Source organism: Pseudomonas sp. PWP3-1b2, from assembly GCF_049896045.1.
In the GTDB taxonomy this organism is placed as follows: Bacteria; Pseudomonadota; Gammaproteobacteria; order Pseudomonadales; family Pseudomonadaceae; genus Aquipseudomonas; species Aquipseudomonas antarctica_B.
Map to the genome: position 1 here is coordinate 1 of NZ_JAFCTN010000062.1, position 24,769 is coordinate 24,769.

At 55.0% G+C, this 24,769-nt stretch carries 25 protein-coding genes and 1 pseudogene; 9 read left to right on the plus strand and 17 right to left on the minus strand.

Annotated features, from left to right (window positions below):
- Positions 1-59 precede the first annotated feature (59 nt).
- Both ACP7A2_RS25595 and ACP7A2_RS25600 read right to left on the minus strand, forming a co-directional pair.
- Positions 60-383: an antibiotic biosynthesis monooxygenase family protein gene (locus ACP7A2_RS25595; protein WP_426136573.1), complete on the minus strand. Its 324-nt coding sequence runs from the start codon at positions 381-383 to the stop codon at positions 60-62.
- A complete protein-coding gene (locus ACP7A2_RS25600; protein WP_426136574.1) occupies positions 380-1,087 on the minus strand; it encodes a CTP synthase C-terminal region-related (seleno)protein in 708 nt (235 codons plus the stop codon). Before ACP7A2_RS25600 ends, ACP7A2_RS25595 begins: the two co-directional genes overlap by 4 nt.
- 80 nt (positions 1,088-1,167) lie before the next feature.
- Here ACP7A2_RS25600 and ACP7A2_RS25605 point away from each other — a divergent pair, with 80 nt between their 5' ends.
- Complete coding sequence (locus ACP7A2_RS25605) at positions 1,168-2,043, plus strand: LysR family transcriptional regulator (RefSeq protein ID WP_426136575.1); 876 nt, start codon at positions 1,168-1,170, stop codon at positions 2,041-2,043.
- A gap of 411 nt (positions 2,044-2,454) precedes the next feature.
- Here ACP7A2_RS25605 and ACP7A2_RS25610 read toward each other — a convergent pair whose 3' ends face one another.
- The 4 genes and pseudogenes from ACP7A2_RS25610 to ACP7A2_RS25625 form a co-directional block, all read right to left on the minus strand.
- Positions 2,455-2,973: a DUF1003 domain-containing protein gene (locus ACP7A2_RS25610; RefSeq protein WP_426136577.1), complete on the minus strand. Its 519-nt coding sequence runs from the start codon at positions 2,971-2,973 to the stop codon at positions 2,455-2,457.
- A 76-nt stretch (positions 2,974-3,049) separates the two neighbouring features.
- On the minus strand, positions 3,050-3,484 hold the full coding sequence (locus tag ACP7A2_RS25615; RefSeq protein WP_426136600.1) for a methyl-accepting chemotaxis protein: 435 nt from the start codon (positions 3,482-3,484) through the stop codon (positions 3,050-3,052).
- Between the two features lie 114 nt (positions 3,485-3,598).
- Positions 3,599-4,369, minus strand: a pseudogene (locus tag ACP7A2_RS25620) (PAS domain-containing protein); the annotation flags it as partial.
- Positions 4,370-5,015: 646 nt separating this feature from the next.
- Complete coding sequence (locus ACP7A2_RS25625; RefSeq protein WP_426136578.1) at positions 5,016-5,642, minus strand: TetR/AcrR family transcriptional regulator; 627 nt, start codon at positions 5,640-5,642, stop codon at positions 5,016-5,018.
- A gap of 115 nt (positions 5,643-5,757) precedes the next feature.
- Here ACP7A2_RS25625 and ACP7A2_RS25630 point away from each other — a divergent pair, with 115 nt between their 5' ends.
- The 3 genes from ACP7A2_RS25630 to ACP7A2_RS25640 all read left to right on the plus strand — a co-directional run bounded on the left by ACP7A2_RS25630 (position 5,758) and on the right by ACP7A2_RS25640 (position 8,250).
- Positions 5,758-6,816, plus strand: coding sequence for an MBL fold metallo-hydrolase (locus ACP7A2_RS25630; RefSeq protein ID WP_426136579.1), 1,059 nt, complete (start codon positions 5,758-5,760; stop codon positions 6,814-6,816).
- 145 nt (positions 6,817-6,961) lie between these two features.
- Positions 6,962-7,633, plus strand: a complete 672-nt coding sequence (locus ACP7A2_RS25635; protein ID WP_426136580.1) for a hypothetical protein — start codon at positions 6,962-6,964, stop codon at positions 7,631-7,633.
- Between the two features lie 59 nt (positions 7,634-7,692).
- Positions 7,693-8,250: an AAA family ATPase gene (locus ACP7A2_RS25640; RefSeq protein ID WP_426136582.1), complete on the plus strand. Its 558-nt coding sequence runs from the start codon at positions 7,693-7,695 to the stop codon at positions 8,248-8,250.
- Here ACP7A2_RS25640 and ACP7A2_RS25645 read toward each other — a convergent pair.
- The 7 genes from ACP7A2_RS25645 to argH all read right to left on the minus strand — a co-directional run bounded on the left by ACP7A2_RS25645 (position 8,180) and on the right by argH (position 15,168).
- Positions 8,180-8,560, minus strand: a complete 381-nt coding sequence (locus ACP7A2_RS25645) for a helix-turn-helix domain-containing protein (protein WP_426136583.1) — start codon at positions 8,558-8,560, stop codon at positions 8,180-8,182. The two genes, ACP7A2_RS25640 and ACP7A2_RS25645, sit on opposite strands and share 71 nt — an antisense overlap.
- Before the next feature lie 107 nt (positions 8,561-8,667).
- The gene (locus tag ACP7A2_RS25650; protein ID WP_426136584.1) at positions 8,668-9,615 is read right to left on the minus strand and encodes a hypothetical protein; all 948 of its coding nucleotides are present in this window, start codon (positions 9,613-9,615) and stop codon (positions 8,668-8,670) included.
- A 157-nt stretch (positions 9,616-9,772) separates the two neighbouring features.
- Positions 9,773-10,963 (minus strand): MFS transporter, encoded by a 1,191-nt coding sequence (locus ACP7A2_RS25655; protein WP_426136585.1) that lies wholly within the window; start codon positions 10,961-10,963, stop codon positions 9,773-9,775.
- 164 nt (positions 10,964-11,127) lie between these two features.
- Positions 11,128-11,949, minus strand: coding sequence for an ABC transporter substrate-binding protein (locus ACP7A2_RS25660; RefSeq protein ID WP_426136587.1), 822 nt, complete (start codon positions 11,947-11,949; stop codon positions 11,128-11,130).
- 25 nt (positions 11,950-11,974) lie between these two features.
- On the minus strand, positions 11,975-12,739 hold the full coding sequence (locus ACP7A2_RS25665; protein WP_016974699.1) for an amino acid ABC transporter ATP-binding protein: 765 nt from the start codon (positions 12,737-12,739) through the stop codon (positions 11,975-11,977).
- Positions 12,740-12,763: 24 nt separating this feature from the next.
- Positions 12,764-13,642 (minus strand): amino acid ABC transporter permease, encoded by an 879-nt coding sequence (locus ACP7A2_RS25670; RefSeq protein ID WP_348058002.1) that lies wholly within the window; start codon positions 13,640-13,642, stop codon positions 12,764-12,766.
- A 98-nt stretch (positions 13,643-13,740) separates the two neighbouring features.
- Entirely contained in the window at positions 13,741-15,168 is a 1,428-nt protein-coding gene (argH, locus tag ACP7A2_RS25675; RefSeq protein WP_426136590.1) for an argininosuccinate lyase, read from the minus strand.
- Between the two features lie 193 nt (positions 15,169-15,361).
- Between argH and ACP7A2_RS25680 the strand changes: the two genes are divergently transcribed.
- Together ACP7A2_RS25680 and ACP7A2_RS25685 are read left to right on the plus strand one after the other, a co-directional pair.
- A complete protein-coding gene (locus ACP7A2_RS25680; RefSeq protein ID WP_426136591.1) occupies positions 15,362-16,321 on the plus strand; it encodes a LysR family transcriptional regulator in 960 nt (319 codons plus the stop codon).
- A 187-nt stretch (positions 16,322-16,508) separates the two neighbouring features.
- Positions 16,509-16,733 carry a hypothetical protein gene (locus ACP7A2_RS25685; RefSeq protein ID WP_426136593.1) on the plus strand — a complete coding sequence of 75 codons (225 nt, stop codon included), beginning with the start codon at positions 16,509-16,511 and terminating at the stop codon, positions 16,731-16,733.
- A 123-nt stretch (positions 16,734-16,856) separates the two neighbouring features.
- Here ACP7A2_RS25685 and ACP7A2_RS25690 read toward each other — a convergent pair whose 3' ends face one another.
- The 3 genes from ACP7A2_RS25690 to ACP7A2_RS25700 all read right to left on the minus strand — a co-directional run bounded on the left by ACP7A2_RS25690 (position 16,857) and on the right by ACP7A2_RS25700 (position 18,914).
- Positions 16,857-17,498 (minus strand): HAD-IB family hydrolase, encoded by a 642-nt coding sequence (locus tag ACP7A2_RS25690; RefSeq protein ID WP_426136601.1) that lies wholly within the window; start codon positions 17,496-17,498, stop codon positions 16,857-16,859.
- Positions 17,499-17,570: 72 nt separating this feature from the next.
- The gene (locus ACP7A2_RS25695; protein ID WP_426136594.1) at positions 17,571-18,284 is read right to left on the minus strand and encodes an HNH endonuclease; all 714 of its coding nucleotides are present in this window, start codon (positions 18,282-18,284) and stop codon (positions 17,571-17,573) included.
- Positions 18,285-18,383: 99 nt separating this feature from the next.
- Positions 18,384-18,914, minus strand: a complete 531-nt coding sequence (locus tag ACP7A2_RS25700) for a BRO-N domain-containing protein (RefSeq protein WP_426136595.1) — start codon at positions 18,912-18,914, stop codon at positions 18,384-18,386.
- Positions 18,915-19,452: 538 nt separating this feature from the next.
- Between ACP7A2_RS25700 and ACP7A2_RS25705 the strand changes: the two genes are divergently transcribed.
- From ACP7A2_RS25705 to ACP7A2_RS25715, 3 genes are all read left to right on the plus strand, one after another.
- Entirely contained in the window at positions 19,453-21,804 is a 2,352-nt protein-coding gene (locus tag ACP7A2_RS25705; RefSeq protein ID WP_426136596.1) for an ATP-binding protein, read from the plus strand.
- Positions 21,805-21,809: 5 nt separating this feature from the next.
- Entirely contained in the window at positions 21,810-22,814 is a 1,005-nt protein-coding gene (locus ACP7A2_RS25710) for a hypothetical protein (protein WP_426136597.1), read from the plus strand.
- A 176-nt stretch (positions 22,815-22,990) separates the two neighbouring features.
- Positions 22,991-24,286: a DNA cytosine methyltransferase gene (locus ACP7A2_RS25715; protein ID WP_426136598.1), complete on the plus strand. Its 1,296-nt coding sequence runs from the start codon at positions 22,991-22,993 to the stop codon at positions 24,284-24,286.
- Between the two features lie 96 nt (positions 24,287-24,382).
- Here the strand turns inward: ACP7A2_RS25715 and ACP7A2_RS25720 are convergent.
- Positions 24,383-24,769, minus strand: a 387-nt coding sequence (locus ACP7A2_RS25720) for a ribonucleotide-diphosphate reductase subunit beta (protein ID WP_426136599.1), incomplete at its 5' end; no start/stop codon positions are given.

Below are 24,769 nucleotides of genomic sequence, written 5' to 3' on the forward strand. Positions count from 1 at the left end.
CAGTCATTTGAGCTTCGACTGACACACCGCCATCGCAGGCAAGCCAGCTCCCACCGTTTTTAAACGGCGTTGAAGCCGTAAGACCGCTCGACCTTGCACACGCGCGTATGAAACGCCGAATACCAAGTGGTACGCCCTTGTTCACGCACCGCTCGATGCTCAGCTTGCTGTTTCCAGACCAGAATTGCCGCTTCGCTGTCCCAATAGGACACGGTAATCCCCAGCCCATCCTCCCGCGCTGACTCCACCCCGAGAAATCCCGGCTGTTCGCGCGCCAGTTCGAGCATGCGCGTGGCGGCCTGGCCGTAGCCTTGGTCGCCCTCGGTGCGCAGTGAACTGAAAATTACCGCGTAGTACGGCGGCGCGGGCGTGGTGGCGATCATGCCAACATCGCCTGGCACGCCTTGAGCAGCGCAATTGCCAATGGCGGCGTGACGCCCTTGAGCGCTGCGCGTTCCGGCTGAAAGAGGGTGGCGACAAAGAACGGGTGGTCCAGCAACTCGACGGCGCGCAGGTCACCCGCCGAGTCATGGCCAGCGGCAATCAGGTTGCCGTCGAGCAGGGCGCTGGCGAAGTCGGGGTTGATCCCATAACGGCAGTGGTAGCCTTCCTCGATATCGGCGCTGCCGTAGGCGTCGGCGATGCGGGTGTAGGGCGCCAGGTGCACGGTGTCGGTGGCCTCCACCAGTGAACACGTCAGCGGCGTGATGACCGCGCGTTTTGCCTGCGGGGCCAGTTCGCCGTGTTCGGCATCAGCCCAGCCTAATACGTTGCGGGCATATTCCAGCACCGCGTGTTGAAAACCGCCGCAGGTGCCGAGGAAAGGGCGCCGCTGTTCGCGGGCAAACCGGATCGCCCGCAGTGCGCCGTCGGTGTCGCGGTAGGGGCTGGCGGGTACGCACCAAAAGCCGTCGAAGGCCTGCAGCGCGGTGGTGGCGGTGAGTGAATCCGTGTCCAGCCATTGCACGTGAACGTGGACGCCCAGGCTGTCGGCCGCCCGTTGCAGGGCGACGGGAATGGCTTGGTGAGCAACCACGTCAGGGTTGTAATCGCCGATCAGGGCGAGGTGCAAGGTGGTGGTTTTCATCGTGTACGTCCCATGGCTTGTGGTGTCCTGGTGGGCACTATAGATTGGCGTTCACGCAATCAATATTGGCGTTTGCCCATATGCTCAATGCAGCCACGCACTATCAAATTGACTACGCCGACCTGTCGCTGGTGCTCGCGCTGGTGCGCGGTGGCACGCTGGGGCGGGCGGCGGCGTTGTTGCGAGTGGACGTGTCGACGGTGTTTCGTGCGGTGCGGCGGTTGGAGGCTGCGCTGGGCCAGACGCTGTTTGAAAAAAGCCGCGCGGGGTATCTGCCCACGGGCCTGGCCAGCAACCTTGCGCAGCAGGCCGAATGCGCTGAACAAGCGCTGGAGGCTGCGCGGGTGGGGGTGGAGCAGGGCGGGGAGGTGATCAGCGGCACGGTGCGCCTGACCTGTACCGACTCGGTGCTGCAAGGGTTGCTGTTGCCGGCGCTGGCGCAGTTTATGCCGGCTTATCCGGCGTTGACGCTGGAGTTGAGTACGTCCAATGATTTCGCCAACTTGAGCCGTCGTGATGCGGACATTGCTTTGCGTTTGACCAAGACGCCGCCCGAGCACCTTGTGGGGCGTTGTTTGGGGACGGTGAGGTATCAGGTGTGCGCCAGCGCGGGGTTTGCGCGGCAGCATGCAGGCCGTGAGCTGGCTGACTTGGCGTGGATTGCGCCGGATGATTTTTTGCCGGATCACCCGACGGTTGTTTGGCGGCGTGAGCAGTTGCCGGGGGTGCGGCCGAGTTATCGCTGCAACAGTATGTTGTCGGTCACTGAGCTGGTGCGTGCGGGGTTGGGGGTGGCGGCGTTGCCGGATTTTCTGTTGGGTGAGGGGTTGGAGCCGTTGGGGGCTGCTTTGCCGGGGCGGGATACTGCGTTGTGGTTGCTGACGCGGCCTGATTGCAGGGCGCTGCGGTCGGTGGTGACGTTGTTTGATGAGTTGGGGCGGTGTGTGAGGCTTTGAGAGGAGTACATATCCGTTGCTGCGGCCATCGTGGTTAACGGGGCGCCTCAGATCAAAATCTAAAGCACGGCGGCTTGGTAGCCGACCTGAGTGGTTGAATCAAAAGCGCTGTTTTTTCTAGAGCAGATTGCGATCCCCCAGGCAACATGGAGATCCACCTGTGGGAGCGGGCTTGCTCGCGAATGCGGTGTATCAGCCACCAAATTCATCAACTGACCCACCGCCTTCGCGAGCAAGCCCGCTCCCACAGTTCCGACCGAGCATGGGTTCACCAGCTTCACTGGTCTGCTTTTCTGTGGGAGCTGGCTTGCCTGCGATGCAGGCACCTCGGTCCATCAGGCAAAACCAGTTGAGGCCATCGCAGGCAAGCCCGCTCCCACACTGGATCGGAGTGTTCTTGATTCACCGCACTCAGGCCTTGCGCACAAATTGCTCATGCATCTCACACGTCAGGGTCTCAATGCGCTCGGTCAGTTGCTTGGTCATTTCCGTCAGCCGTGTGTTCTGCTCGAGCAGTTCCAGCAACTGTTGGGTGGTCTGTTCGGCCTGTGCCTGGCGTTCGGTATTGGCAATGGCCAGGGCCTCGCGGTGTTGCGCGTCTGCATCTGACTGCGCTTTATCGCGGGCCGCTTGTCGCGTCTGGGCCAGCAGGATCAGGGGCGCGGCGTAGGCCGATTGCAGACTGAACGCCAGGTTGAGCAGGATGAACGGGTAGACGTCAAAGTGCGTGACGCCGGTGATGTTCAGTACCACCCACAACACCACGATGGCGGTTTGCGCGCCAAGGAAGGTCGGCGTGCCGAAAAAGCGCGCGAAGGCTTCGGCCTTGAGGGCGAAGGTGTCGTTGCCAAACGTCGGCGCCAGGTGGGCGTGGCCTCGGTGGAAACGCAGGTGGTCAGCAGGGGCGGCGTCTGGCTTGTCTGGGGTCATGGCGGGCTCGGATCCTTAGCGTGAAAACAGTCAGCACTATAGACCGAGCCCCAGGGCCGGACACATGAAGATCAGGTCAGCTGGTGCCTCGCTCATTGGCAAATGCACTGACCGCGTGCACTGCCTGGCCGGTGCCTTCGCGAATCTGCAAAATCACCGTACCGGCCTGGTTCGCCAAATCCACGCCAAGGGCTGCACGGTCGCGGGTGCCTTCCATGCTGTCGATGGCCTGGCGGGTTTCTTCCTGGATCATCGCGATCATGCTGGAAATTTCCGCCGTGGAGCCGCTGGTGCGCGCCGCCAATTGGCGTACTTCATCAGCCACCACGGCAAAACCACGGCCTTGCTCGCCAGCGCGGGCGGCTTCGATGGCGGCGTTGAGGGCCAGCAAGTTGGTCTGGTCGGCAATGCCACGGATGGTGTTGACGATGGCGGTGATCTGCTGCGAACGCTCGCCCAGCTTGGCGATCAGCTGTGACGAACCGTCAATGTTGGCTGCAATTTCGCGCATGCCGCTGGCGGTTTGCTGGATCACCTCGGCGCCTTTTTCGGCGATGTCTCGGGTATTGAGCGAGATGTGATACGCCTGGGCGGCGCTTTGGGCGTCGGCGGCATGTTGTTGCACTCGGGCAGTGATGTCGGAGGCGAACTTGACCACTTTGCACAGGCGCCCGCTGGCGTCGTACACAGGGTTGTAGTTGGCTTCGAGCCACACCGTCTGGCCATTTTTATCCACGCGCTCGAACTGGCCGTTGAACAGTTCGCCCTGGTTCAAGCGTTTCCAGAAGTCGGTATAGGCCGAGCTGTCGGCTAGCTCCGGCTTGCAGAACAGGCGGTGATGCTTGCCCTGGATTTGCGCCAGGCTGTAGCCCATGCGCTGCAGGAAGTTCGGGTTGGCCGTAATGATCGTGCCGTCGAGGTTGAACTCGATCACCGCCATGGCGCGGTCGATGGCGCCCAGTTTGGCGTTGGCCTCGCTTTCGGCCTGCAGGCGCGGGGTGACGTCCATGGCGTACTTCACCACTTTAATCACCTGGCCTGCTTCATTGCGCACCGGGTTGTAGCTGGCCTCCAGCCACACCGAGTGGCCGTTGCCTGCCACCCGTTCAAAGGTGCCGGACTGGAACTGGCCATTGCGCAATTGCGTCCACAACTGGTTGTACTCGGCACTGCGGGCGAACGCGGGTGTGCAGAACATTCGGTGGGGCTGGCCGACAATCTGTTCGGCGCGGTAGCCCATCGTCTTGAGGAAGTTGTCATTGGCTCGCAACACCGTGCCTTGCAGGTCGAATTCGATGACCGCCATGGAGCGCTCAATGGCGTCCAACAGGCTGGTTTGCTGGGCATTGGTGTGTTGCAGGGTACTGATGGTTTTTTTATGGGCGTTAAATAGCATATTCGTGAGCTCGGGCAAGCACGCGTCTGGGGGTATCCATGGGATTGCGCCGGCCCCCGTAAGGCACCTGGCCGTACGGTTGACTTGCTCATTGTCAGCTTCCTGATGCTGACAGAGGTAGTGGAACAGTGGGTTCAGAGTCGCGTGTCAGGCGAGAAGTTCGGGCCACCAAAGGGCATTTGTGAAAAAGGTGACCAATGGAGGCATTATGCTATCTCTGTGTGTTCCAGTCGGATAATTCAGACGAGATGTCGTAGGACGACTCAAGGGAAATAGACGACGACAGAGTCGCCGATATAAACCCGGTTGCGGTCAGTCTCCCTGGCACAGATGCGACAGCGTGCGAATAAGCGAAAACGGCCCAGGAAGTCGTGCATGCAACAGGATTTTAGTGCCAGCCCTTTCAAGGTCTTCAGAAGCCGGCTATAGCTGGCTGACACCTGCGAACACTGTCCCTGTGGCGAGCGGGCTTGCCCCGCGTTGCGTTGCGAAGCGACCCTAAAAAGGAAAAATGCGGTGAGTCAGATACTCCTCGGCCGTTGGGTTTGGGGCCGCTTCGCAACCCAACGCGGGGCAAGCCCGCTCGCCACAGGGAGGGTGTTCGCCCTATCAGACAAATTTCCAAAGACCTTGAAAGGGCTAGGTTTTAGTGCGGGCGGGCCGTGCTGATTTCGTAACCGGCGAGAAACAGGTCGATGGCAGATTCAACAACATCGGCCTGGGCGGCGGCGTCGAGGGTGGGTTGGCCGAGGGTGATCTGTGGCCAGAACGCGAAGGCTTTGAGCAGGCTTTGTATTTGATGCGCCGCGAAGGCCGGGTTGGCGCAAGACAATCGGCCATCTTCCTGGGCGGCGCGTACCCACAGGGTGAAACCTTCTTCGCGCTTGCTCAGTCGGTTGACCATGTCTTGAGCGCGTTCCGGCGAATGGATAGTGGCGGCGATCGCTACACGGGCGAGGTCGAGGAAGTTGACGTCCGACATCATTTGCATCTTGGCCTGCAGCAACCCGCGTAATTGATCGCGCAGGGGGCGGTCGCTTGCGTAGCTCACGTCGAGTTGAGCGACGCTGCTGGCCCACAACTGGTTAAGAATTTCTGCAAACAACTCTTCCTTGCTGGGGAAGTGGTTGTACACCGTACGCTTGGACACACCGGCGGTGGCGGCAATTTTGTCCATGCTGGTGACCTCGAACCCGTTAGCCCGAAACTCGGCAATGGCCGCGGCCACAATGGCTTCGCGTTTACGGTCGGTGAGGCGCAGAGGTGCAGTCATGGTTGGCTCTAGAAGGAAATTACACTCGGTAGTTTACTTGTTCCGGGTTTTGTTGCAATGTAGAAACTACACTGTGCAGTGTAATTGATGCGCGGACCCCAGGAGTCACTCTGCAATGGCCACCCTTTCAACTCGCCGCGACCCCGCGCCCGCAGCGCTCAAGCCTGCCGAGCAGGAGCAAGGGCATTTCAGCAACGGCGCCCCGGTGCAACACGGCGGCTTTGGTAAAACGTTGCGGATTTTCTGGAACATGCTCTTCAACAAGCCGCGCACCACGCGGCCTGTGGGGCAGATTCCGGTGCAGCCCCTGACGCGCGAACAACTGGTGGCCGCTCCCGACCACAGCGTGTTCCGCCTGGGGCATTCCACCGTATTGCTGAAAATGCGCGGTAAGTTCTGGGTCACCGACCCGGTGTTCGCCGAGCGTGCGTCGCCGTTCAGTTGGGCTGGGCCCAAGCGTTTTCACCAGCCGCCGATCAGCCTGGAAGAGCTGCCGCCACTGGAAGCGGTGATTCTTTCCCACAACCATTACGACCATCTTGACCGTCATGCGGTCATCCAGTTGGCCGACAAAACCCGTTATTTCCTCGCGCCCCTGGGCGTGGGTGACACCTTGGTCAAATGGGGCGTAGATGCCAGCAAAGTCCGCCAACTGGATTGGTGGCAAGGCACCGAGGTGGACGGCATTCGCTTTATCGCCACCCCGGCCCAACACTTTTCCGGGCGCGGCCTGTTTGATGGCAACCAGACGTTGTGGTGTTCCTGGGTGATGATCGACGCGGGGCGGCGGATCTTTTTCAGCGGCGACACCGGTTATTTCGACGGTTTCAAACGTATTGGCGAACAGTACGGCCCGTTTGACCTGACGCTGATGGAAACAGGTGCTTACAACGTCGACTGGCCCCACGTGCACATGCAGCCGGAGCAAACCCTGCAAGCGCACCTCGACCTCAAGGGCCGTTGGTTGCTGCCGATTCACAACGGCACCTTCGACCTCGCGTTTCACGCCTGGCACGAACCGTTTGACCGGATCATGGCCCTGGCCTGGGAGCGCAACGTGTCAATTACCACGCCAGCGATGGGGCAGGCGTTCAGCTTGAACCAACCTGAACGCGGACATGCGTGGTGGTTGGAAGTGGAAACCCAAGGCACAAAAGAACAGGTTGCAGGCTGAGAAAAGGGCACTTTGAAAAAAGGAGTTTTCAGGGTGTTTCAGCCCTGCGACAAACGTCAGACGAGAGTGCGATGATCCCGCGAATTACGTTTTCGGGGTGCAGGTTCTGATGGACAGCGAGTGTAGGAAACTTTGGCATATAGGCATGTCCTGTCCCCCAGGGCATTCGGTGCCATTGGCAGGGGAAACGACGGGTCTGGAAATCCCTTCTACCGAGTCTGCAAGCCCGCGCAGTATCGTCTTCGCAACTGAGCGGCGTGAGAGCGCCACACCCATCCCCGGATACAACGCCCTGGCTCCGCAGATCAGAACCAGCCGCGACCCGGCGTTATCGCTGATCGCCTTGAGCGGTATCGACCCAACCGATCCGGTGATGGTGGAAGTCCCGCTGGTGTTGAATAACACCACCTTCACCGACGCCCAATTACTCTGCGGGTGGCGAATTGGCTTCGCCGCGCGGTATGTGCGCGGTCATCATGTTGAGCCTGTTGAACTCACTGCGGCTTTTTGCCGGGCCTTGGACATCCTGCGCCAAGCGGGCGCGCAATTGGTGCCGGTGGACGCACAACGCACAGATGAAACCCTTCAGTTTGACCTTCATACCCGCAATGAAATCGATGAACTGGTGACTGAGCATCGTCTTGATGCCTTGGTGTCTGACAGCCAGAGCGCTGCATTTCATGGCGCGTGCAGAAGCGGTTACCCCTCGCTGTGTGAGCCGTTGGACGATGGCACGAAGCTGTGGGTTTATGGCGCGCGTTGGTCGCGTGATGCGTTGCCTGCCTTGTTGCGTGCCTATCGACACATCAGCGCTTAGCAACGACAAACCGTGCTGAACCGCACTGCGGTTTACACTCAATGCAACGGAGGGGCGCCATGGCTTACAAAATTCATATCCTCGGCGCGGCCGGTGCCGGCACCACGACCCTGGGCAAAGCCTTGGCCGAACGCCTGAACGTTGCCTATTTCGACTCCGACTTCTTTTTCTGGCAGCAAACGCCAGACCCTTTCTCCGTTGCCCGACCGAAGGATGAGCGCATTCGGCTGTTGCAGGAACAAAGCGCCGGCCTTGAAGGCTGGGTGCTGTCTGGCTCAGTGTGCGGCTGGGGCGACCCGATGATCGCGCAATTCAGCCACGTGGTGTTTCTGCGGCTGGACCCGGAAGTACGCCTGCACCGCCTGCGCCTGCGGGAAGTGCAACGTTATGGCGACCGCGTTCTGGAAGGCGGTAGCCGCCATGAAAACAGCGTGGCCTTCCTCGCCTGGGCAGCGCGATACGATGGCGGTAACCACAGCCTGCGTAGTTTGCGTCGGCATGAAAGCTGGTTGAAACCGCTGGCCTGCCCGGTGATCCGGCTGGACTCTACGCACCATTCGGCTGAGGCGTTGGTGAGTCAATTGCTGCCGTTGTTGAGCCCATCAGCCGCGAAATAATGCCTCGTGCAGCGGGTTCCGGTGGGGTGGCGTCAAACCTGCGTGCGCTCATGCCCCAGCCCGGCGCAAACCCCGGGAAGAACACCAGCCCTTCAGCCTCCAGCCGGAACGCCAGGGTCAGACGGATTTCGTCGTCTACGTCGGCGTGGCTTTCAAAGCGTTCAACCGCTTCCAGCGCCACGCCCGCCTGGCGGGCGAGGTCTTCGCGACTCCAACCCAGCATCGCGCGGGCCTGCACGCTGTGCTTGGCGGTGAATTGATGCAGGACGATTTGCTGTTCTACGAAAGAGCTCATTGCCAGAGAGGACATGGGGTTTCTCCAGGATTCGACGGGGGAGGACAAACTATACTGTGTTTTTGTACAGTTGTTTGTACCGCTCATCAACTGGATTTTTTCGTTGGCCTTTCAGCCACCGATTATTCCACTCCGGGTGCCTCGCGAATAATCAGGTGATCGAGGTTTTCGATATTCGCGCTGAACACCCCAAATGTCTGCTCCGGATTCTTCTTGCTCGGCACCTGTTTCAGCTCCGGCGTGACCCCATAAAAGAAGCAGTACAACACCTTTTCGCTGTCGACCGCCGCCTTGATCTGTTCTAGGAACGCCGTGCGCTTGCGGTAATTCTCGATGAGCTTTTTGCTCAGGTAGACGTTGACCGAGTAGGGCTTCTTGTCGAGCCACACCTTCTTTTCAAAGTCGATGCGAAAGCTGGCGGTGTAGTCCTTGATCTCCTTGATCTTGCCCCAGTAGATCAGCCCCTTGTTGTCTTGCAGGTATTCGATCTTTTTGAAAAACGTCAGGTAGGTGGCTGTGTGGTCGCCGATCTTCAACGGCATGCTTTTGAGCTTGGCCTTGTCGTCGATGTTGGACACATAGCATTCCACCGGGTGGGCAAACACGCTGGTTTTATCCGGCGTGGCGTCGCTGGTGCTGTGGGACGTATAGATGCGGTTTGACGGCGCTTTCGTTGGCTCTTGAGGGTCAGCGCCCTCAGCGCCAGGCGCCGGCGTTTTACGCGGGTACTGACGGCGGGTCAGTACAAATTCCGACGGGAAATTTTCCTCGCGCTCGTCATCACTTTCACCGGTTGCACTCTTATGAGTGCTGGCATAACGGCAGCCGTCGATGTGCCGCGTGCCTGCCTTGTTTTTGAAGTGTGGGGTGCGCAGGTAATTGACGTTTTTCGCGTTAAAGGTGCTTAGCGTATTGCCCGTGTCGAACGCCGCGCGGCATTCATCGTTGGGGCACAGAAAGCTGTCCTGGTCGGAATCAAAGGAAGCCGTTTCGTCGAAATTCAGGTCTCGTACGTCGTAGATCGACAGCTTGTCGTCGAGACTCAGGCTGTAGGCCGTGTCGAATTTCATGGGGCTCGGGTCCGTGAGATGAATACCGGATATTACGCAAATATCTGCCGTTACGGAGATCAAAAAATGTGGGAGCGGGCTTGCCTGCGATAACGGTGTATCAAACGACAAATATGTCGCCTGTTACAGCGCTATCGCAGGCAAGCCAGCTCCCACATTAGATGTGTGAATGTGCAGGCGCTGGGTTCGCAGCCACCCGCCGGCCACTCAAGAAACACAAGCTTCCGCCCACCGCCGTCAGTGCGCCAAGCGCATAGAACATACTGGCCGGTGCTGCATTGATCAGCAGGTAACCACAGATCACCGGGCTCAGCGCCCCGCCGAACGCCGCCAGATTTTGCGCGCCGTAATAGCTGCCACGTAGCGCGTCCGGGGCGATGGTGTCGATAAACAGGAACTCAGACGGGTAAATGATCATCTCGCCCAACGTGAACACGAACATGGCGACGCACCAGCTCACCAAACTGTCGGCCAGGCTGAAACCCACCAACCCGGCAATAAACAGCAACGTTCCCAGCACGATCCAGTAGCGCAGCTGTTCACGCTTGAGGAACCGGCCAATCTGGTACTGCATCAAAATCACGGTGATGGCATTGCACGCCAGCACCGCAGACAAAATTTTCAACGCCTGCGCAGGCGTGTAGGCCACCAGCAGAAACTGCGACAGATACAGGGTGTAGCGCCCGTGGACAATGGTGCTCAACAGGCTGCCGCTGGTGAACAGGATGAGTGTGCGATCGCTGCGCAAGGTGCGCAGGGTGCTGAGGAAACTCAGGGGTTTGTGGCTGTCATCCCGTTGAGTCGGCGGGATGCCGATCATCAGGAACAGGCTGCCAAAGGCAATGGCGCTGGCGATCAGGAACGGCGCCAGCGGGAAGTGGCCAGCGATGACCACGCCGATCATCGGGCCGGTGGCGTAGCCGACGTTGGTCAGGGTGTAGCGCAGGGAAAACACCTTGGCGCGCTCGCCCACCGGCAGGTTCTCGCTGATGATGGCTTTTGAGCCAATCAGGAACAGCGCCGACGCGGCTTCGGTGATGACCAGGGTCAGGGTGGTGAGGTAAAGGTTACTGGCAAAGGTCAGCAACAGAAAACCGATGGAGCTGGACAGCATGGCCAGGATCAGCAGCTTGCGCTTTTCCAGGCGGTCGATGATGTAGCCGCCATAGAGGCCGAGCAGCGTGGCGATGAACACGGCGATGCCCATCAGCAGGCCGATGTCCTGTTGGTTCAGGCCCAGGCGAGTGCTCAGCAACAGGGCGAGCAGGGGGCTGGTCATGGCGCGGCTGACCACGATGGTCACCGAGCAGATCATCAGGCGGCGGATTACCAGGGAGTAGGTGGCCACGGTGGGGCGAGCGTCCTTGTTATATTCTCGACACAACACACATCAACGGGTGAACACAGATCAAATGTGGGAGCTGGCTTGCCTGCGATAGCGGTAAGTCAGGCAGTATTGGGTGGCTGACACACCGCTATCGCAGGCAAGCCAGCTCCCACATTTAGAACGTGTTACTGGCCGGCGTTGATGGAGATTTTGGCTACAGCACCTTGCTCCAGATCCCACTTCTTGAGGATCTTGCCGTACGTCCCATCATCAATCATGCCCTGCAACGCCTCGCTGATCGCAGTGACCAACTCGGTATTGCTCTTCTCAATCCCAAGCCCGGTGAACTGCCTGGAAATTGCCAGGCCGACCGGCTTGTACTTGCCCTTATCCAGCGACATCAAATACGGAATGGTCTCGCTGCCCTGCATCGCCGCATCCAGACGGTTCTGCTGCAACTGCGCGCGCGCATCCGCCGAGCCTTCGGTGCCAATCACCACGATCGCCGGCTTGCCTGCGGCTTCGCAGTTTTCCTTGCTCCATGCGGCAATTTCCGACGGCCAGGTGGTACGGCGGCTGGTGCCGACTTTTTTACCGCACAGGTCAGTCAATTCCTTGATCTCTTCACGCTTGGCCAGGGTGTACAGCTGCGGGCCGCTGGTGAAGTAGTCGATAAAGGTCACCGATTTCTGGCGCTCGGCGGTGTCGGTCATGCCCGACAGCACAATATCCACGCGCTTGGTGGTCAAGCCGCTGAGCATCTGCTCGAAGCCGGTTTCCTGCCATTTGATCTTCACACCCAAACGCTCGGCCAGGGCGTTACCCAAGTCGAAGTCGAAACCGGTGAGCTGGTTGGTAGCGGTGTCCTTGAAATCCATCGGCGGGTAGTTCGGCACGATGGCCGCGCTGATCTCACCCTTTTCCTTGATTGCCGCCGGCAATGCCGCGAATACACACGAGGAGGCCATCAGGCCTGCAAGCAACGTTGGGATAAACAATTTTTTCATGGGGGCGTTCTCGTTTGTTTTTTAGTTAAGTGCGAACGGCAGAAATAAAGCTTTGGGTACGCGGGTTTTGTGGGCTTATTAGAATTTCTTCAGGGCTGCCGGCTTCCACAATCTGGCCGGCATCCATAAACACCATGCGGTTGGACACTTCGCGGGCGAAGCCCAATTCGTGGGTGACCACGATCATGGTCATGCCGGTGGTGGCCAAATCGCGCATCACCGACAGCACTTCTCCTACCAGCTCTGGGTCGAGGGCTGACGTGGGTTCGTCGAATAACATCAGCTTGGGGCGCATCGCCAACGCACGGGCAATCGCCACACGCTGTTGCTGGCCGCCGGATAATTCCACCGGGTAGGCGTTGCGCTTGTCGGCCAAACCCACCCGCGCGAGCAATTCCAGCGCGTCTTCAGTGGCTTCCTTGGGCGAACGCTTGAGCACCTGACACGGGCCTTCGATGATGTTCTGCAGCACGGTCATGTGCGGGAACAAATTGAAGCGCTGGAACACCATGCCGGTGGCCAGACGCTGGCGGGCAATCTGCGATTCATTCATCTCGTGCAGCTTGTTGCCGACCACCCGGTAACCCACCAGCTCGCCGTCGACCCACAGGCCGCCCTTATCGATTTTTTCCAGTTGGTTAACGCAGCGCAGCAGCGTGCTTTTACCCGAACCCGACGGGCCGATGATGCACATCACTTCACCTTGCTCGACCTCGATATTGATGTCGCGCAGCGCGTGATACTGGTCGTAGTACTTGTTCAGGTTGACGGCCTTGACGATGCTTCTCATGGGGCAAATCTCCTCAACCCAACCTTACGAACGCTTGCCGGCGCCGCGGGCAAAACGACGCTCAAGGCGGCTTTGACCAAATGAAAGAACGGTCACCACCGCCAGGTACCAGATGCCGGCCACAATCAGCAGCTCCATAACCCGGGCGTTGGCGTAGTAGATGTTTTGCGCGTTGTGCAGCAGCTCCGAATACTGGATCACGCTGGCCAGGCTGGTCATTTTCACCATGCTGATGAACTCGTTGCCTACAGGCGGAATGATCACTCGCATCGCCTGCGGCAGAATGATCCTGCGCAGCGCTTGCAGGCTCGGCATGCCGATGGACTTGGCCGCTTCGTACTGGCCGGTATCGACCGACAGCAAACCTGCGCGCACCACCTCGGCGGTGTATGCGCCCTGGTTGATGCTCAAGCCGAGGAGGGCGGCCACGAACGGCGTCATCAGGTCGACCGTGTCGATGCTGAACACGCCCGGAATCGCGATTACCGGGAAAATCAGCGCCAGGTTGAACCACAGCAGCAGCTGCAAAATCAGCGGCGTGCCGCGAAACAGCCAGGTGTAAGTGATGGCCACATAGCGCAGGATCGGGTTGGCCGACATGCGCATGATCGCCGTGATCACCCCGATTACCACGCCCAGCGCCATCGCCAGCACCGACATGACGATGGTATTCACCAGGCCCCACAAGATGGCCTCAGACGTGAGGAACTGGCCAATGTAGGACCATTCGATCTGGCCGTTGGCAAATGCACGCAACAACGCCGCCAGGGCTATGACGATCAACGTGGCAAAAAACATCCGCCCGTAATACCGACGCGGCACGTGCTCGTACTGCGTGATATCGAACTGGTTCTCGGACAACTTGCGCTCGGCTTCCAGGCGCTCCGCCGGGGTTTGGTTCATGGTGACTCTCCAAAAACTGATAACGCTACTGCGGATGTACTTGATCTAATGTGGGAGCTGGCTTGCCTGCGATGGCGCCAACTCCCACACCACAAATCCTAAATTCTGAACCCCTGATAACTCTCAGCCCATTGTTGCTGAGCTGCCAACGCCACCTTCAACCGCCCAATCTGCTCTTTAACCCGCTCCGGCGCCGTCCCGCCCCAACCACTGCGCGCCGCAATCGCCGCCTCCAGGGTCAAGCAGTCCCGAACCTCAGGCAACAACCGCGCATCCACCTCTGCCAACATCGCCGGCGAGGCTTCCCACAACTCAATCTCATGCTGCTCACAGGCCTGCACCAACGCGCCGGTAATCTCATGCGCCTCTTTAAACGGCACACCCCGCGTGGCCAACCAGTCCGCCACCTCGGTGGCCAAGGTGAAACCCATCGGCGCCTGACGACGCAGCTCTTCAACCTGCACCTTCATGGTTGCAACCATCCCGGCCATGGCTGGCAGCACCAGCAGCAAGGTGTCGACGCTGTCCAGCACGCTGTGCTTGTCTTCACTCAAATCGCGGTTGTACGACAGCGGCAACGACTTGAGCGTCGACATCAACCCGGTCAGGTTGCCAATCAACCGCCCAGCCTTGCCCCGCGCCAATTCGGCAATGTCCGGGTTCTTTTTCTGCGGCATGATCGAGCTGCCTGTCGCGTAGGCATCGTCCAGCACCACCCAGCGAAACTGGCGCGACGACCACAGGCAAAACTCCTCAGACAGCCGTGAAATATTCACCCCAAGCATGCCCGCCACAAACAGAAACTCCGCCACATGGTCACGACTGGCCACAGCGTCGATGGAGTTTTCGCACGGCCCGGTGTAGCCCATTTCCTTGGCCGAATGCTCCGGCTGACGCGCAATCGCCGACCCAGCCATCGCCGCCGCACCCAACGGCGACAGCGCCGTGCGCGCATCCCAATCCACCAACCGCTGCACATCGCGCAGCATCGACTGCGAATGCGCCAGCAAGTGGTGAGCAAACACGATGGGTTGCGCCTGCTGCAAATGGGTAAAGCCCGGGCAGATGCTCTCGATATGCTGCTCGGCCTGCGCCACCAGCGCCTGCTGCAAACCCAGCACCTCAGTGGTGATGGTGCGCGCGTGGTCGCGCAGGAACAGGCGCAGGTCGTTGGCCGTCTGGTCATTACGCGAGCGCCCGGCGCGCAACTTGCCGCCCAAGGCGCCGAGGCGTTCGGTCAATACACGTTCGATAAAGGTGTGCACGTCCTCGTCATCCAGGGTGGGATGCAAGCGCCCAGCGGCGAAGTCCTCACCGATACGGTCCAGTGCTTCCAGGGTGCGCAACGTCTCGGACTCATCCAGCAAACCGGCGCGCTGCAACTCACGGGCATGGGCGCGGGAGCCGGCCAAGTCGTAAGGCGTCAGGCGGAAATAGCGCTCGGGGCAACGCGACAACGCGGCCAATGCAGCAGACGGACCGGTCTTGAAACGAGCGCCCCAAAGGCGGTCGGTGGGCTGAGACATGGATGTTCCTCACGCTTGTTTTTAGAAGAGTCGGAGGCAGTTGAAGCAGAAGTTAATCAGTGTTGAACCGGCGTCTGACGCGCCGTATTCAAGGTTGCCAAGGGCGGTTGTTTATGTTCATTATCGCCGCCTGGCTATGTTCAAGGACTGGGTTGAAGCCTGTTGAATATGGCACTTGAGGTCAACGCGTATTATGGAAACCCCACTTTCCACTTCTGGAAACATGCCACCCAAACCCGGCACAAGACCGCCCCTGCAACTGAGCGGGCTGGACTTTAAACTGCTGCGGGTATTTATGGCCGTGGTCGAAGCCGGCGGCTTCAGCGCGGCGCAAAACGAGCTGAACGTGGGCCTGGCCGCCATCAGCAAACAGATCTCCGACCTTGAGATTCGCATTGGCATGCGCCTGTGTACACGGGGCAGGGAAGGGTTTGGCCTCACCGAAGAAGGCAAGCTGGTGTATCAAGCGTCCATCGAGTTATTTACCTCGGTGGACAGTTTTAGAGACAAGCTTAGTTCGGCGCAAAACGAACTGATCGGCGACCTAAGTGTGGGCGTTATTGATAACACCGTATCGGACGTTAATTCCCCGCTCATTGCTGCGTTGGGGAAGTTACACAGTGAATCGCCAAAAATACGATTGCGCCTGCATGCCTCACAATTGGACGAAGTTGAACGCGGCGTGGTGGAAGGGCGCCTCATCGTCGGCATCGTGCCGGTGTACCAACGCCGTGAAGAGTTCGACTACTTTCCCCTCTACGAAGAAAAAGCCCACGCCTACTGCGCTGTAGGACATCCACTGTTCAGCGCGAGCGACATCACGCCTGAAGTGTTACGCCAATACGAAGTGGTCAACCATCGGTATGCGATCCATCGCGACAAAACCAACTTCGTCACCTACGACAGCCAGTCCGCTTCGGCTTCACAGGTAGAAGCCGTCGCCATATTAATCCTGACGGGCCGCTTCCTCGGCTTCCTGCCAGCACACTATGCCGCTCCGTTGGTTAGGGAAGGGCGCCTGCGCGCGCTGTGCCCGGAACAGGTTCACCTTAGCACCGCCTTTAACCTGATCCTGCGCCACAACGCCCCGCGCAGCCCGATGGTAAAAGCCTTCGCAACAGCGTTGGGTGTAGACCTCAAAGTCGCAACATAGACCCTGCCGAACACCGATCAACACGCTGACAAAGCTCAAATGTGGGAGCTGTCGAGCCCCAGCGAGGCTGCGAAGGGATCGACGCAGTCTTCCTTTCGAGCCTGCCATTCGCATCGATACATTTTCCGCCTAGGCAACAAACAACCTGACTTGTATTGTCTGCAGCCAAATCAGAGGAGGGATGCCCATGACTCAAACAAAAAACAGCCACCCGGCAGAAAGCACTTGGGACAGCTACTTCCTCCATGGCGAATCAGTGTCCGATGACTTTATGCCTGAGGATGATCGATTGGAGGTTCTGGAGTTGAATCAGATAGTTCATGAACGGCTCGACGCCAACGAAACGCTCATTCATGTGTCCCTCGACGATCTGATCAACAAAACTGAGACAGAAACTGCCTATAAGAATTGAGTCAGGTATCAACTCACAGCGCGTGTAAAAAAGCCCAGTCTTCTAGATTGGGCTTAATAAAAACGAAATTCGGGGCAATGTGATTCAATCTCTCAACCCCTAGCACCCCATGCTAGTGCGTGACTACCGCAGCTGCTTGCGCTTCTTCTTCGCATGAAAATGCCGAAAATGCGCATCCTGCGCCGCCGCCAGCAACTCCCGATCCCCACGCGTATCGCCCCAAGCCCTGAGCCGATACTCGCCCAAATCCCCATACACCGCCTCAAGGCGCAGCACCTTGTTCTCACAGCGGCAGTTATTGCCGGTCAGTCGCCCGGTCAGCACCCCGTCAACCACCTCAAGCTCAGTCCCGATCAACTTGATCCCAAGCCGATTCGCAAACGGCTGCAACACCAACGCCGGCGAAGCCGAACACAACGTCACCTCCGCCCCCGAGCCCAACTCCTGCTCCACCGAAAGCACCCCGGACGGCCGCATCAACCGCGCCCAATTGCGCTGGCAGTATTCCTCGGCCTTCTGCTGCACCCACGCCTTCTCCACGCCGGTCATAAAGGTGCGGATCAACTGCGCCTTCAATTGATCCCGGCTGATGCGCCGCAACAAAAACCGCAGCCCAGGCACGGCCAGCTTGACCATCCGGCCATAAAACTCACCGGTGCCAAAGGCAAACTTGAGGAAAGGCACGAAACTGTCGTGATGGGTCAGGGTGCCGTCGAAGTCAAAGACGGAGAGTACTTTGGCGTCAGCGGGGCCGGCTTCGAGCATGTCTGGGTTCACGGGTTGGCCTCGGTCCTATCTGGTGTTTTTTGAGTGTTCATCAGGTGTGACCACAGGAGTTTACTCCCGTGCCAATCTTTGGACTTTTGAGTAAAGCCCTTCGGTGAAAGCATCCCGATCACCTGAACGGTGGCAACGCTGATGACAATTGGGGCACAAGGCTACAGCATTGGTGGTGCGATCCGAACCCTTCTGGGCGAGGTGCTTGACGTGATGTACTTCGAGAAATGGCTGGCCGTCCTCTCCAGCAAACGGTGCTGGCTGAGCGCAGCCTTCGCAGATGCCATTTGCTAACTGTCGAACCAGCCTTCTCACATGCAGTGCGCGCGCAAACGAAACGCTGACAGTAAATAGCTGCCGCGGATTAAGAATGCCTTGTGGCTCGATTTCAAGAGAGTGCTTCGAGGCGGTTGTGCGCTTTTCAGGCACTGGATTATCTGCCTTTGCCGTATGGCGCTCAGCGTGCAAGGCAGGTTTCACGGCCAACACTTTACGAATACGCTCACTCACTCCAGCGCCGATGTTTTTTGCAGGCATGTAGCCAGTGATACGCTTCAAACCCAACTGTTCAAACACCGCAGAAATATTTTGCATGCGGTATTCAATAGATGAAGCGCTACGCAGGTTGAGTGGCCCCTCTCGCAGTAAACGGTTCTCAACTGATTTCGTAAAGGCTTGCCCGCTCTGTTCAAGCGTCCACATTTTCAAATAGGCATCGACTGAAGCTTCAAGCTCCTCGTCACTCCAGCCGTTACTCGTTTTTTTCGTATCCATACAGCCGCCGAGGGGAGAAAACCCTCGGACGATACTGAGTAGCCATTATGGCGTCTACGAAATTTCCTACGTGTCTGTGGGATTTGGCGGTCGTTTGCGTCAGTAAATGCGCTGCTTCATTCGGAAAGCTTGAGTGAGCTTTCTCCACCACGGAGCCTTTGCGGAGCCACTCCGATAGGTTCGATTCACTAATAAATACGGCATGTCCCGAAGCCGTATCCAGCCTTCATCCTGCCAATGCAGCAGATTTAACGACATCTCCGGCCAATCCAACATGCTCAGCAACGGCCGCTCCACCGTTCGTGGCTGGCGCTCGTCCCGCAACGTCGGAACCACTTCATGAGTCAGCCAGCTACGTAGCAGACGATTTCCTGGTGTGTAGTGGTAGACCAGTAACGCGTATGCACCGGACTCGCTGATCATCAGCATTTCTTCCGGCTGGCCGTGGAACAGCAGTTTTACAGTTCTTCGTTGGTCTTCATCGAGCTTGCGAGTCGTTCGTTCATCCAGAAACCATCCCATCAAACGCCCAAGATCGCGAGCGCAGAACCACGGTTGATTTTCCAGAAGGAGAGCGTGCAAAGGGAGGTTTTGACGGGTGAAGACAGTAGGAGAGAGGGGGTCATGCATTGCGCACCTCCCTCGGTGGAGGTGCTTGAAGGGACGTCTGTACGCAATAGATAGCCTTCGCAAGGAAGGTGAAAATTCTAGGCATTTCCATAACCTCTGTGTGATGTCAGCTTTCTTAGGGCTGGGTGCCGGGAGTTAAGAAACCCCACACAGAGGGCCGGACATATTCCCCTTTCGGGTCTTGTATTAGCCCACTCCCGGCATAACAGAGATTTTCGATGCCCACGGGAAAACCGTAGGCACAAAAAAGCCGCTACTGTCGGGTGCGGTCAGTCCGCTGTGTGAGGTGTTTCTTAGGCACCGGCGTGAATGTTAATTTCCAAATTGAATGGCGTCAATACTGAAAATACTCAACAAAATAGTGTGCGGAATTTCGCTTTCGTGTAATTTATCATGGCAGATTGCCTTACTTACAAGGTTGCTGCTAGATTTTAGAGGCGTCATGTTTCACCTGTTGGCGCTAGATGAGCTAGATATATAAGTTTCTTAATAGTGCATGTTGTAAATGGTTTTTTATGTTTTCCAAAAGGAGGTGGAGGTGAAAGATGAAGTTGATAGTGTATTGCACTTTAAGGTCAGTTCTGCTCTGAAAACGCTAATTGGTCGAGATCTAATCACTGATGAGTTTGTAGCAATTTTCGAGCTGGTTAAAAACTCTTTTGACGCTCGCGCAAGTCGCGTCGATCTGCTGTTTGAAAATGGTCGAGTTTATATTGCTGACAATGGTAAGGGGATGTCTTTCTCCGACATTGAAGATAAGTGGTTGTTTGTTGCGTATTCTGCGAAAGGAGATGGCACTGAAGATTTAGATTACCGCGAGCAGATAGGGAGTAGCAAGTCTTACGCTGGCAGCAAGGGGGTAGGGAGGTTCTCTTGTGATAGATTAGGTCGGACGCTCGTCATGCACACGAAGACTATGAAAGCCTCGCAGTATGAGGTGGTTGATGTGGAGTGGGATCTATTTGAAAAAAGTTCTAAAGATGAAATTGCCACTGTGCCAATGCGTCATAGTACGAAAACGGTATTAGAGTTGCCGGTATCTCTCAAGTGGTTTGAAGTTGGTACTATTTTGGAAGTTGGTGAGTTGCGCGAGGATTGGTCGAGGGAGAAATATTTAAAACTTCGTTCTGCTTTGGCAAAGCTTATAAATCCCTTCGGCGGTGGTGATGGGTTCGAAATAAATTTGGTCGTTCCTCAAGAGGAGGAGGAAGATCTATCCATAATGGAGAATCCGGAAATAAGTGAAGAGCTAAGTCCTCTCTATATGGTAAATGGTCCCGTACGTAATTTCATATTTGAAGCGTTAAAGGATAAGACAACTCATTTAGAAGTTGAGATATCAGGTGGTGGGGAGTATGTGACTTCAACGCTTACTGACAGGTCAGAAATTATTTACAAGATAAGAGAGAAAAACCCATACCCATTATTGACGGAAGCAAATTTTAATTCGAATCTTTACTTTTTAAATAGGTCTGCAAAACAGACTTTTGCACGTAGGATGGGAGTTGCATCGGTTCGTTTTGGCTCAATATTTCTTTTTAAGAATGGGTTTAGAGTTTTTCCTATTGGTGAAGAGGGAGTTGATACCTTTGGTATAGATCGAAGGAAGCAACAGGGTTACGCAAGGTTTTTAGGGACTCGTGATGTTATTGGGCGTATCGATATCGTCGGCGTGGATGATAGATTTAGAGAGTCAACCAGTCGCGATCAAGGATTAATTGATACCCCTGCCTATAGACAGTTAGTCGATTGTTTTGAAGATAAGTGTTTTAAAAGGTTAGAGCGCTATGTTGTTGGAGTAAATTGGAAAGATTCACTTGATCTAGATGTGGAGGATACCTCACGGCTCAGGGGAGAAGCGGCTTCTGCAAGGATCACTGCGATTGTCGCTCAATTAGCAGGCGGTGAAGGTGTTGAGCTATTAGAATTTAGTCGTGAGCTAATAAGGATATTGAATGAGCGTTCCGATGATTTCAATGAGTCATTAAGTGGTCTGAGGACTTTGGCCGAGAAGTCAGGAGACCAAAATCTTCTCGAAGAGTTGGACGCAGCATCAGTTCGTTATAACGAGTTGCAACGCGCAGAGGCGGCTGCAAGAGATATTGCGGATAAAGAACGTACTGCAAGGCGTGACGCTGAAAAACATGCTGCCGAATCTGCTCAGCGTGCGGATATAGCAACAAAAAGTTACGAAGAGGAGCGCAAGCGTAATCTTTTTCTGACATCAATGTCGACTCTGGATAAAGAGACAATTGAGATTTTACATCATCAAATCATCATACACGCATCTGCAATTAACGAAATTATAAATGGCCAATTTGATCGCCTTCGGCACGATCGTGAGCTTAGTGTTGTTGATGTTAAGACAGCTCTAGAGAACATATCTTTTCAAAATAGAAAAGTGTTATCTATTGCACGCTTTGCTACCAAGGCAAACTTCAGGCTTGAGTCGGAAACGATAACTGATGATTTGGTTTCTTATGTGGAGCAGTACATCAAACAAGTAGCTCCAATGTTGGCTGAAACCGGAATAGATATATCGGTTGTAAATAATGCTAAGTCATTAGTTAGGACGTTTAAGCCGATTGAAATATCAATAATGATTGATAACTTTATCAGTAATGCTGGTCGGGCGGAGGCTGATAAAATATCATTTGTGCTAACTCAAGTCTCCCAGAAAGAGCTTAAGATTGTTGTTGTGGATAATGGTCGTGGTTTTGATGAAAGTATAGTAGATCTCAATCGTCTATTTGAAAAAGGATACTCGACATCAACCGGTTCTGGGCTTGGTTTGTATCACGTTCAACAAATAATTGACTCGCTGGGGGGAGTCATTGCTGCGGAGCGTGCCAAGAATCAAGCTGAATTTATTGTTCGAATTAAAGGGTAAGGAATATGCACCTCGATTATAGGATTCTTTGGTTTGAAGATCAGATTGAAAATATTAGACCTTATCAGGCTAATATCTCAAGTGCTATATCTCGGCTTGGATTTAATCCTAGGACAGAAACTCGTGAAGTAATTGCAGGGGCAAAAGATCCTCTTGCCGATCTGCCATCGTCTAGAGATATAGATCTGGTTATAATGGATTTTAAACTTGGTGGTGGATATGATGGCGCTTCACTTGCGAAACGTTTGAAGATAACCTATCGCGATACCGACATGATTTTTTATAGCTCGGAGTCCGCAAGAACCCTACGGCGATTAATCTTCGAACAAGATATTGACGGAGTATTTTGCTTTCATCGCACTACGTTAAGTGACCGAACAATCGGACTGGTGCAATCCCAACTCCGTAAAATGCTAGATTTGAACCATATGCGCGGCATTGTAATGGCTGCGACGAGTGACTTGGATCAGGCTATGATCGAGTGCTTAGAGAAGATTCAGATGCTTATAAAGCCTGATGATAAAGATGAGTTTATACGAGAGGTTGGTGGGAAGATATCAGATAGTTTAAGAAGTAAGGCTGATCAAATTGAAAAGCTTGTTAGCAAAGGGCGATTGGATAAGCTTTTGAGAGAGCCATCTTTTGGCGCGGCCTTGAGGCTGAGTGTTTTGCAGGATGAAATTGCGAAAATTTCAGATAAGATTTCTGAGGTTCACCTTCTCGAGCGACTTGCGCTTTATCGTGATGATGTTATTGGGCCTCGGAATGATTTTGCGCATCGTCGCGCGGTGCTTGAAAATAACCAATTAGTTTTAGAGGGTAGGGACCAGCCATTTACTCAGGATTCAATGATTACTTTACGGCTTAAACTTTTGTCGCACTTTGATAATTTGAGTGGTCTGATTAGTTTGCTGGCAGAGTTGAATGAATACCCGGGAAGCCAGGAGTCTGAAGTTCTTCAGGAAATAAAAGACGACCTAATTGATGCAATAATCAATCCTGAGGGGTAGGTTTTCTTTGTTGTAATCACTGGGCTATTGCTAGGTCTTCGAGGTGTAAAGTGTCGAATACGCTAGGTTTTCTTTCCTTGGACTATGCCATGAGGTAGGATGCCGCTTGTTTTATGGCGGTTTGAAAATTTTGCTTTGCTAGCCAAGTTTAAAAGCCGTTATGTGCTATTTTCAGAATGAATAAAGAGTTAGGTCAAATTATGCGATTTATCGACGTTTTTGCTGGTTGTGGGGGGCTTTCGTTAGGATTGCTCAAAGCAGGCTGTGAGGGCGTGGCGGCAATCGAAAAAAATCCAATGGCCTTTAAAACTCTACGTCACAACTTGATTGATGGTGAGCGCTACCGATTTAACTGGCCTCAATGGCTCCCTGTGGGTGCCATGAGCTGTGAAGATTTTCTGGATGGGTATCAGGATGAAATCTCTGAGCTATCTAGCACTATAGATTTGATGGTTGGAGGACCTCCTTGTCAGGGTTTCTCAACTGCTGGACGTCGAGATCCTGAAGATCCTCGCAATAAAATGGCCGAGCAGTACTTAAGACTCGTAAAATTAATTCGACCCAAATATATAGTTATTGAAAATGTTAGTGGCTTCAATAGCAGGTTTGTTAAGAAGGGAGAGTCTATAGGTTCTTCTAGTTTAATTGGCTCATATGCGGATTTTATATGTGGGGCTTTGTCAGGGCTAGGGTACTCGGTTTCTCGCGGGAAAATTAATTGTGCTGATTTTGGCGTTCCGCAAAATCGACATAGGTATCTGATAGTTTGCTCTTTGGCTGAGGGCGATGATCTTTTTTTAAAGCTAAAAAAGTCCAGTTCTAGATTTAAGGCAATGAAGGGGCTAGGGGTTGCTCATATCACGTCGGTACGCGAAGCTATTTTGGATTTAGAAACTAGATCTAGGACACTAGTTGATAATTTAGATTCTGGTATTAGTGGGTTTCGCGAACTGAAATATAGAGCGCCAAATGTTTTGTCGCCCTATTTGAAGCTCATGCGCGATGGGTATGAATTGGCGCCCAATAGTATGAGGCTTTCAAATCATAAGACGTCAACGATATCTCAGTTTGAGCGAATTAGACAGCTCTCCGAGCCTGGGAGATCGCTGTCAAAATCTGCGCGTGATACGTTGGGTTTGAAGAAGCATGCTATTACGGTGTTAACAGCTAGTGATGCATCTCCGACAATTACCACCTTGCCGGATGATATAATTCACTATAGTGAAAATAGGATATTGACTGCTCGAGAGTGTGCGAGGATTCAGTCCTTTCCTGATTGGTTTGAATTTACTGGCAAGTATACTACTGGAGGGGCTGCCAGAAAGTTGGATTGCCCAAGATATACTCAAATTGGAAATGCAGTGCCACCATTATTGTCTGAGGCAATAGGAAATTTGTTGCGTTTGGAGTTGTCTATGCACATTAGTAGTGTTGCATTGGATGGGCAAGCACATTTATCAGGTGGCGTTTGACTGCATTCTCCATCGTCATTATTCAAGTAATTTATTTGAGGTTTGTAAAAAAGACCCTGAGTTAACTCAGGGTCTTTTTTGTTTTTGTCTCTTTAATCAATCCCAGCTCAACGCCCCACCAGTCTGATACTCAATAACCCGAGTCTCAAAGAAATTCTTCTCTTTCTTCAAATCCATAATCTCGCTCATCCAAGGAAACGGATTCGTCGTCCCTGGATACTCTTCCTTCAACCCAATCTGCGACAAACGACGGTTCGCGATGAACTTCAAATAGTCCTCCATCATCGCCGCATTCATGCCGAGAACCCCACGCGGCATGGTATCCCGCGCATATTCAATCTCCAGCTGCGTCCCCTGCAGAATCATCTGGGTCGCTTCTTCCTTCATCTCGGCATCCCACAAGTGCGGGTTTTCGATTTTGATCTGGTTGATCACATCGATACCGAAGTTCAGGTGCATCGACTCATCGCGCAGGATGTACTG

Excerpts from the sequence above, each read along its gene's own strand:
- ACP7A2_RS25595 (WP_426136573.1), bottom strand. The coding sequence starts at position 383 with ATGATCGCCACCACGCCCGCGCCGCCGTACTACGCGGTAATTTTCAGT.
- ACP7A2_RS25600 (WP_426136574.1), bottom strand. The coding sequence starts at position 1,087 with ATGAAAACCACCACCTTGCACCTCGCCCTGATCGGCGATTACAACCCT.
- ACP7A2_RS25605 (WP_426136575.1), top strand. The coding sequence starts at position 1,168 with ATGCTCAATGCAGCCACGCACTATCAAATTGACTACGCCGACCTGTCG.
- ACP7A2_RS25610 (WP_426136577.1), bottom strand. The coding sequence starts at position 2,973 with ATGACCCCAGACAAGCCAGACGCCGCCCCTGCTGACCACCTGCGTTTC.
- ACP7A2_RS25615 (WP_426136600.1), bottom strand. The coding sequence starts at position 3,484 with ATGCGCGAAATTGCAGCCAACATTGACGGTTCGTCACAGCTGATCGCC.
- ACP7A2_RS25625 (WP_426136578.1), bottom strand. The coding sequence starts at position 5,642 with ATGACTGCACCTCTGCGCCTCACCGACCGTAAACGCGAAGCCATTGTG.
- ACP7A2_RS25630 (WP_426136579.1), top strand. The coding sequence starts at position 5,758 with ATGGCCACCCTTTCAACTCGCCGCGACCCCGCGCCCGCAGCGCTCAAG.
- ACP7A2_RS25635 (WP_426136580.1), top strand. The coding sequence starts at position 6,962 with ATGTCCTGTCCCCCAGGGCATTCGGTGCCATTGGCAGGGGAAACGACG.
- ACP7A2_RS25640 (WP_426136582.1), top strand. The coding sequence starts at position 7,693 with ATGGCTTACAAAATTCATATCCTCGGCGCGGCCGGTGCCGGCACCACG.
- ACP7A2_RS25645 (WP_426136583.1), bottom strand. The coding sequence starts at position 8,560 with ATGTCCTCTCTGGCAATGAGCTCTTTCGTAGAACAGCAAATCGTCCTG.
- ACP7A2_RS25650 (WP_426136584.1), bottom strand. The coding sequence starts at position 9,615 with ATGAAATTCGACACGGCCTACAGCCTGAGTCTCGACGACAAGCTGTCG.
- ACP7A2_RS25660 (WP_426136587.1), bottom strand. The coding sequence starts at position 11,949 with ATGAAAAAATTGTTTATCCCAACGTTGCTTGCAGGCCTGATGGCCTCC.
- ACP7A2_RS25665 (WP_016974699.1), bottom strand. The coding sequence starts at position 12,739 with ATGAGAAGCATCGTCAAGGCCGTCAACCTGAACAAGTACTACGACCAG.
- ACP7A2_RS25670 (WP_348058002.1), bottom strand. The coding sequence starts at position 13,642 with ATGAACCAAACCCCGGCGGAGCGCCTGGAAGCCGAGCGCAAGTTGTCC.
- argH (WP_426136590.1), bottom strand. The coding sequence starts at position 15,168 with ATGTCTCAGCCCACCGACCGCCTTTGGGGCGCTCGTTTCAAGACCGGT.
- ACP7A2_RS25680 (WP_426136591.1), top strand. The coding sequence starts at position 15,362 with ATGGAAACCCCACTTTCCACTTCTGGAAACATGCCACCCAAACCCGGC.
- ACP7A2_RS25685 (WP_426136593.1), top strand. The coding sequence starts at position 16,509 with ATGACTCAAACAAAAAACAGCCACCCGGCAGAAAGCACTTGGGACAGC.
- ACP7A2_RS25690 (WP_426136601.1), bottom strand. The coding sequence starts at position 17,498 with ATGCTCGAAGCCGGCCCCGCTGACGCCAAAGTACTCTCCGTCTTTGAC.
- ACP7A2_RS25695 (WP_426136594.1), bottom strand. The coding sequence starts at position 18,284 with ATGGATACGAAAAAAACGAGTAACGGCTGGAGTGACGAGGAGCTTGAA.
- ACP7A2_RS25700 (WP_426136595.1), bottom strand. The coding sequence starts at position 18,914 with ATGCATGACCCCCTCTCTCCTACTGTCTTCACCCGTCAAAACCTCCCT.
- ACP7A2_RS25710 (WP_426136597.1), top strand. The coding sequence starts at position 21,810 with ATGCACCTCGATTATAGGATTCTTTGGTTTGAAGATCAGATTGAAAAT.
- ACP7A2_RS25715 (WP_426136598.1), top strand. The coding sequence starts at position 22,991 with ATGAATAAAGAGTTAGGTCAAATTATGCGATTTATCGACGTTTTTGCT.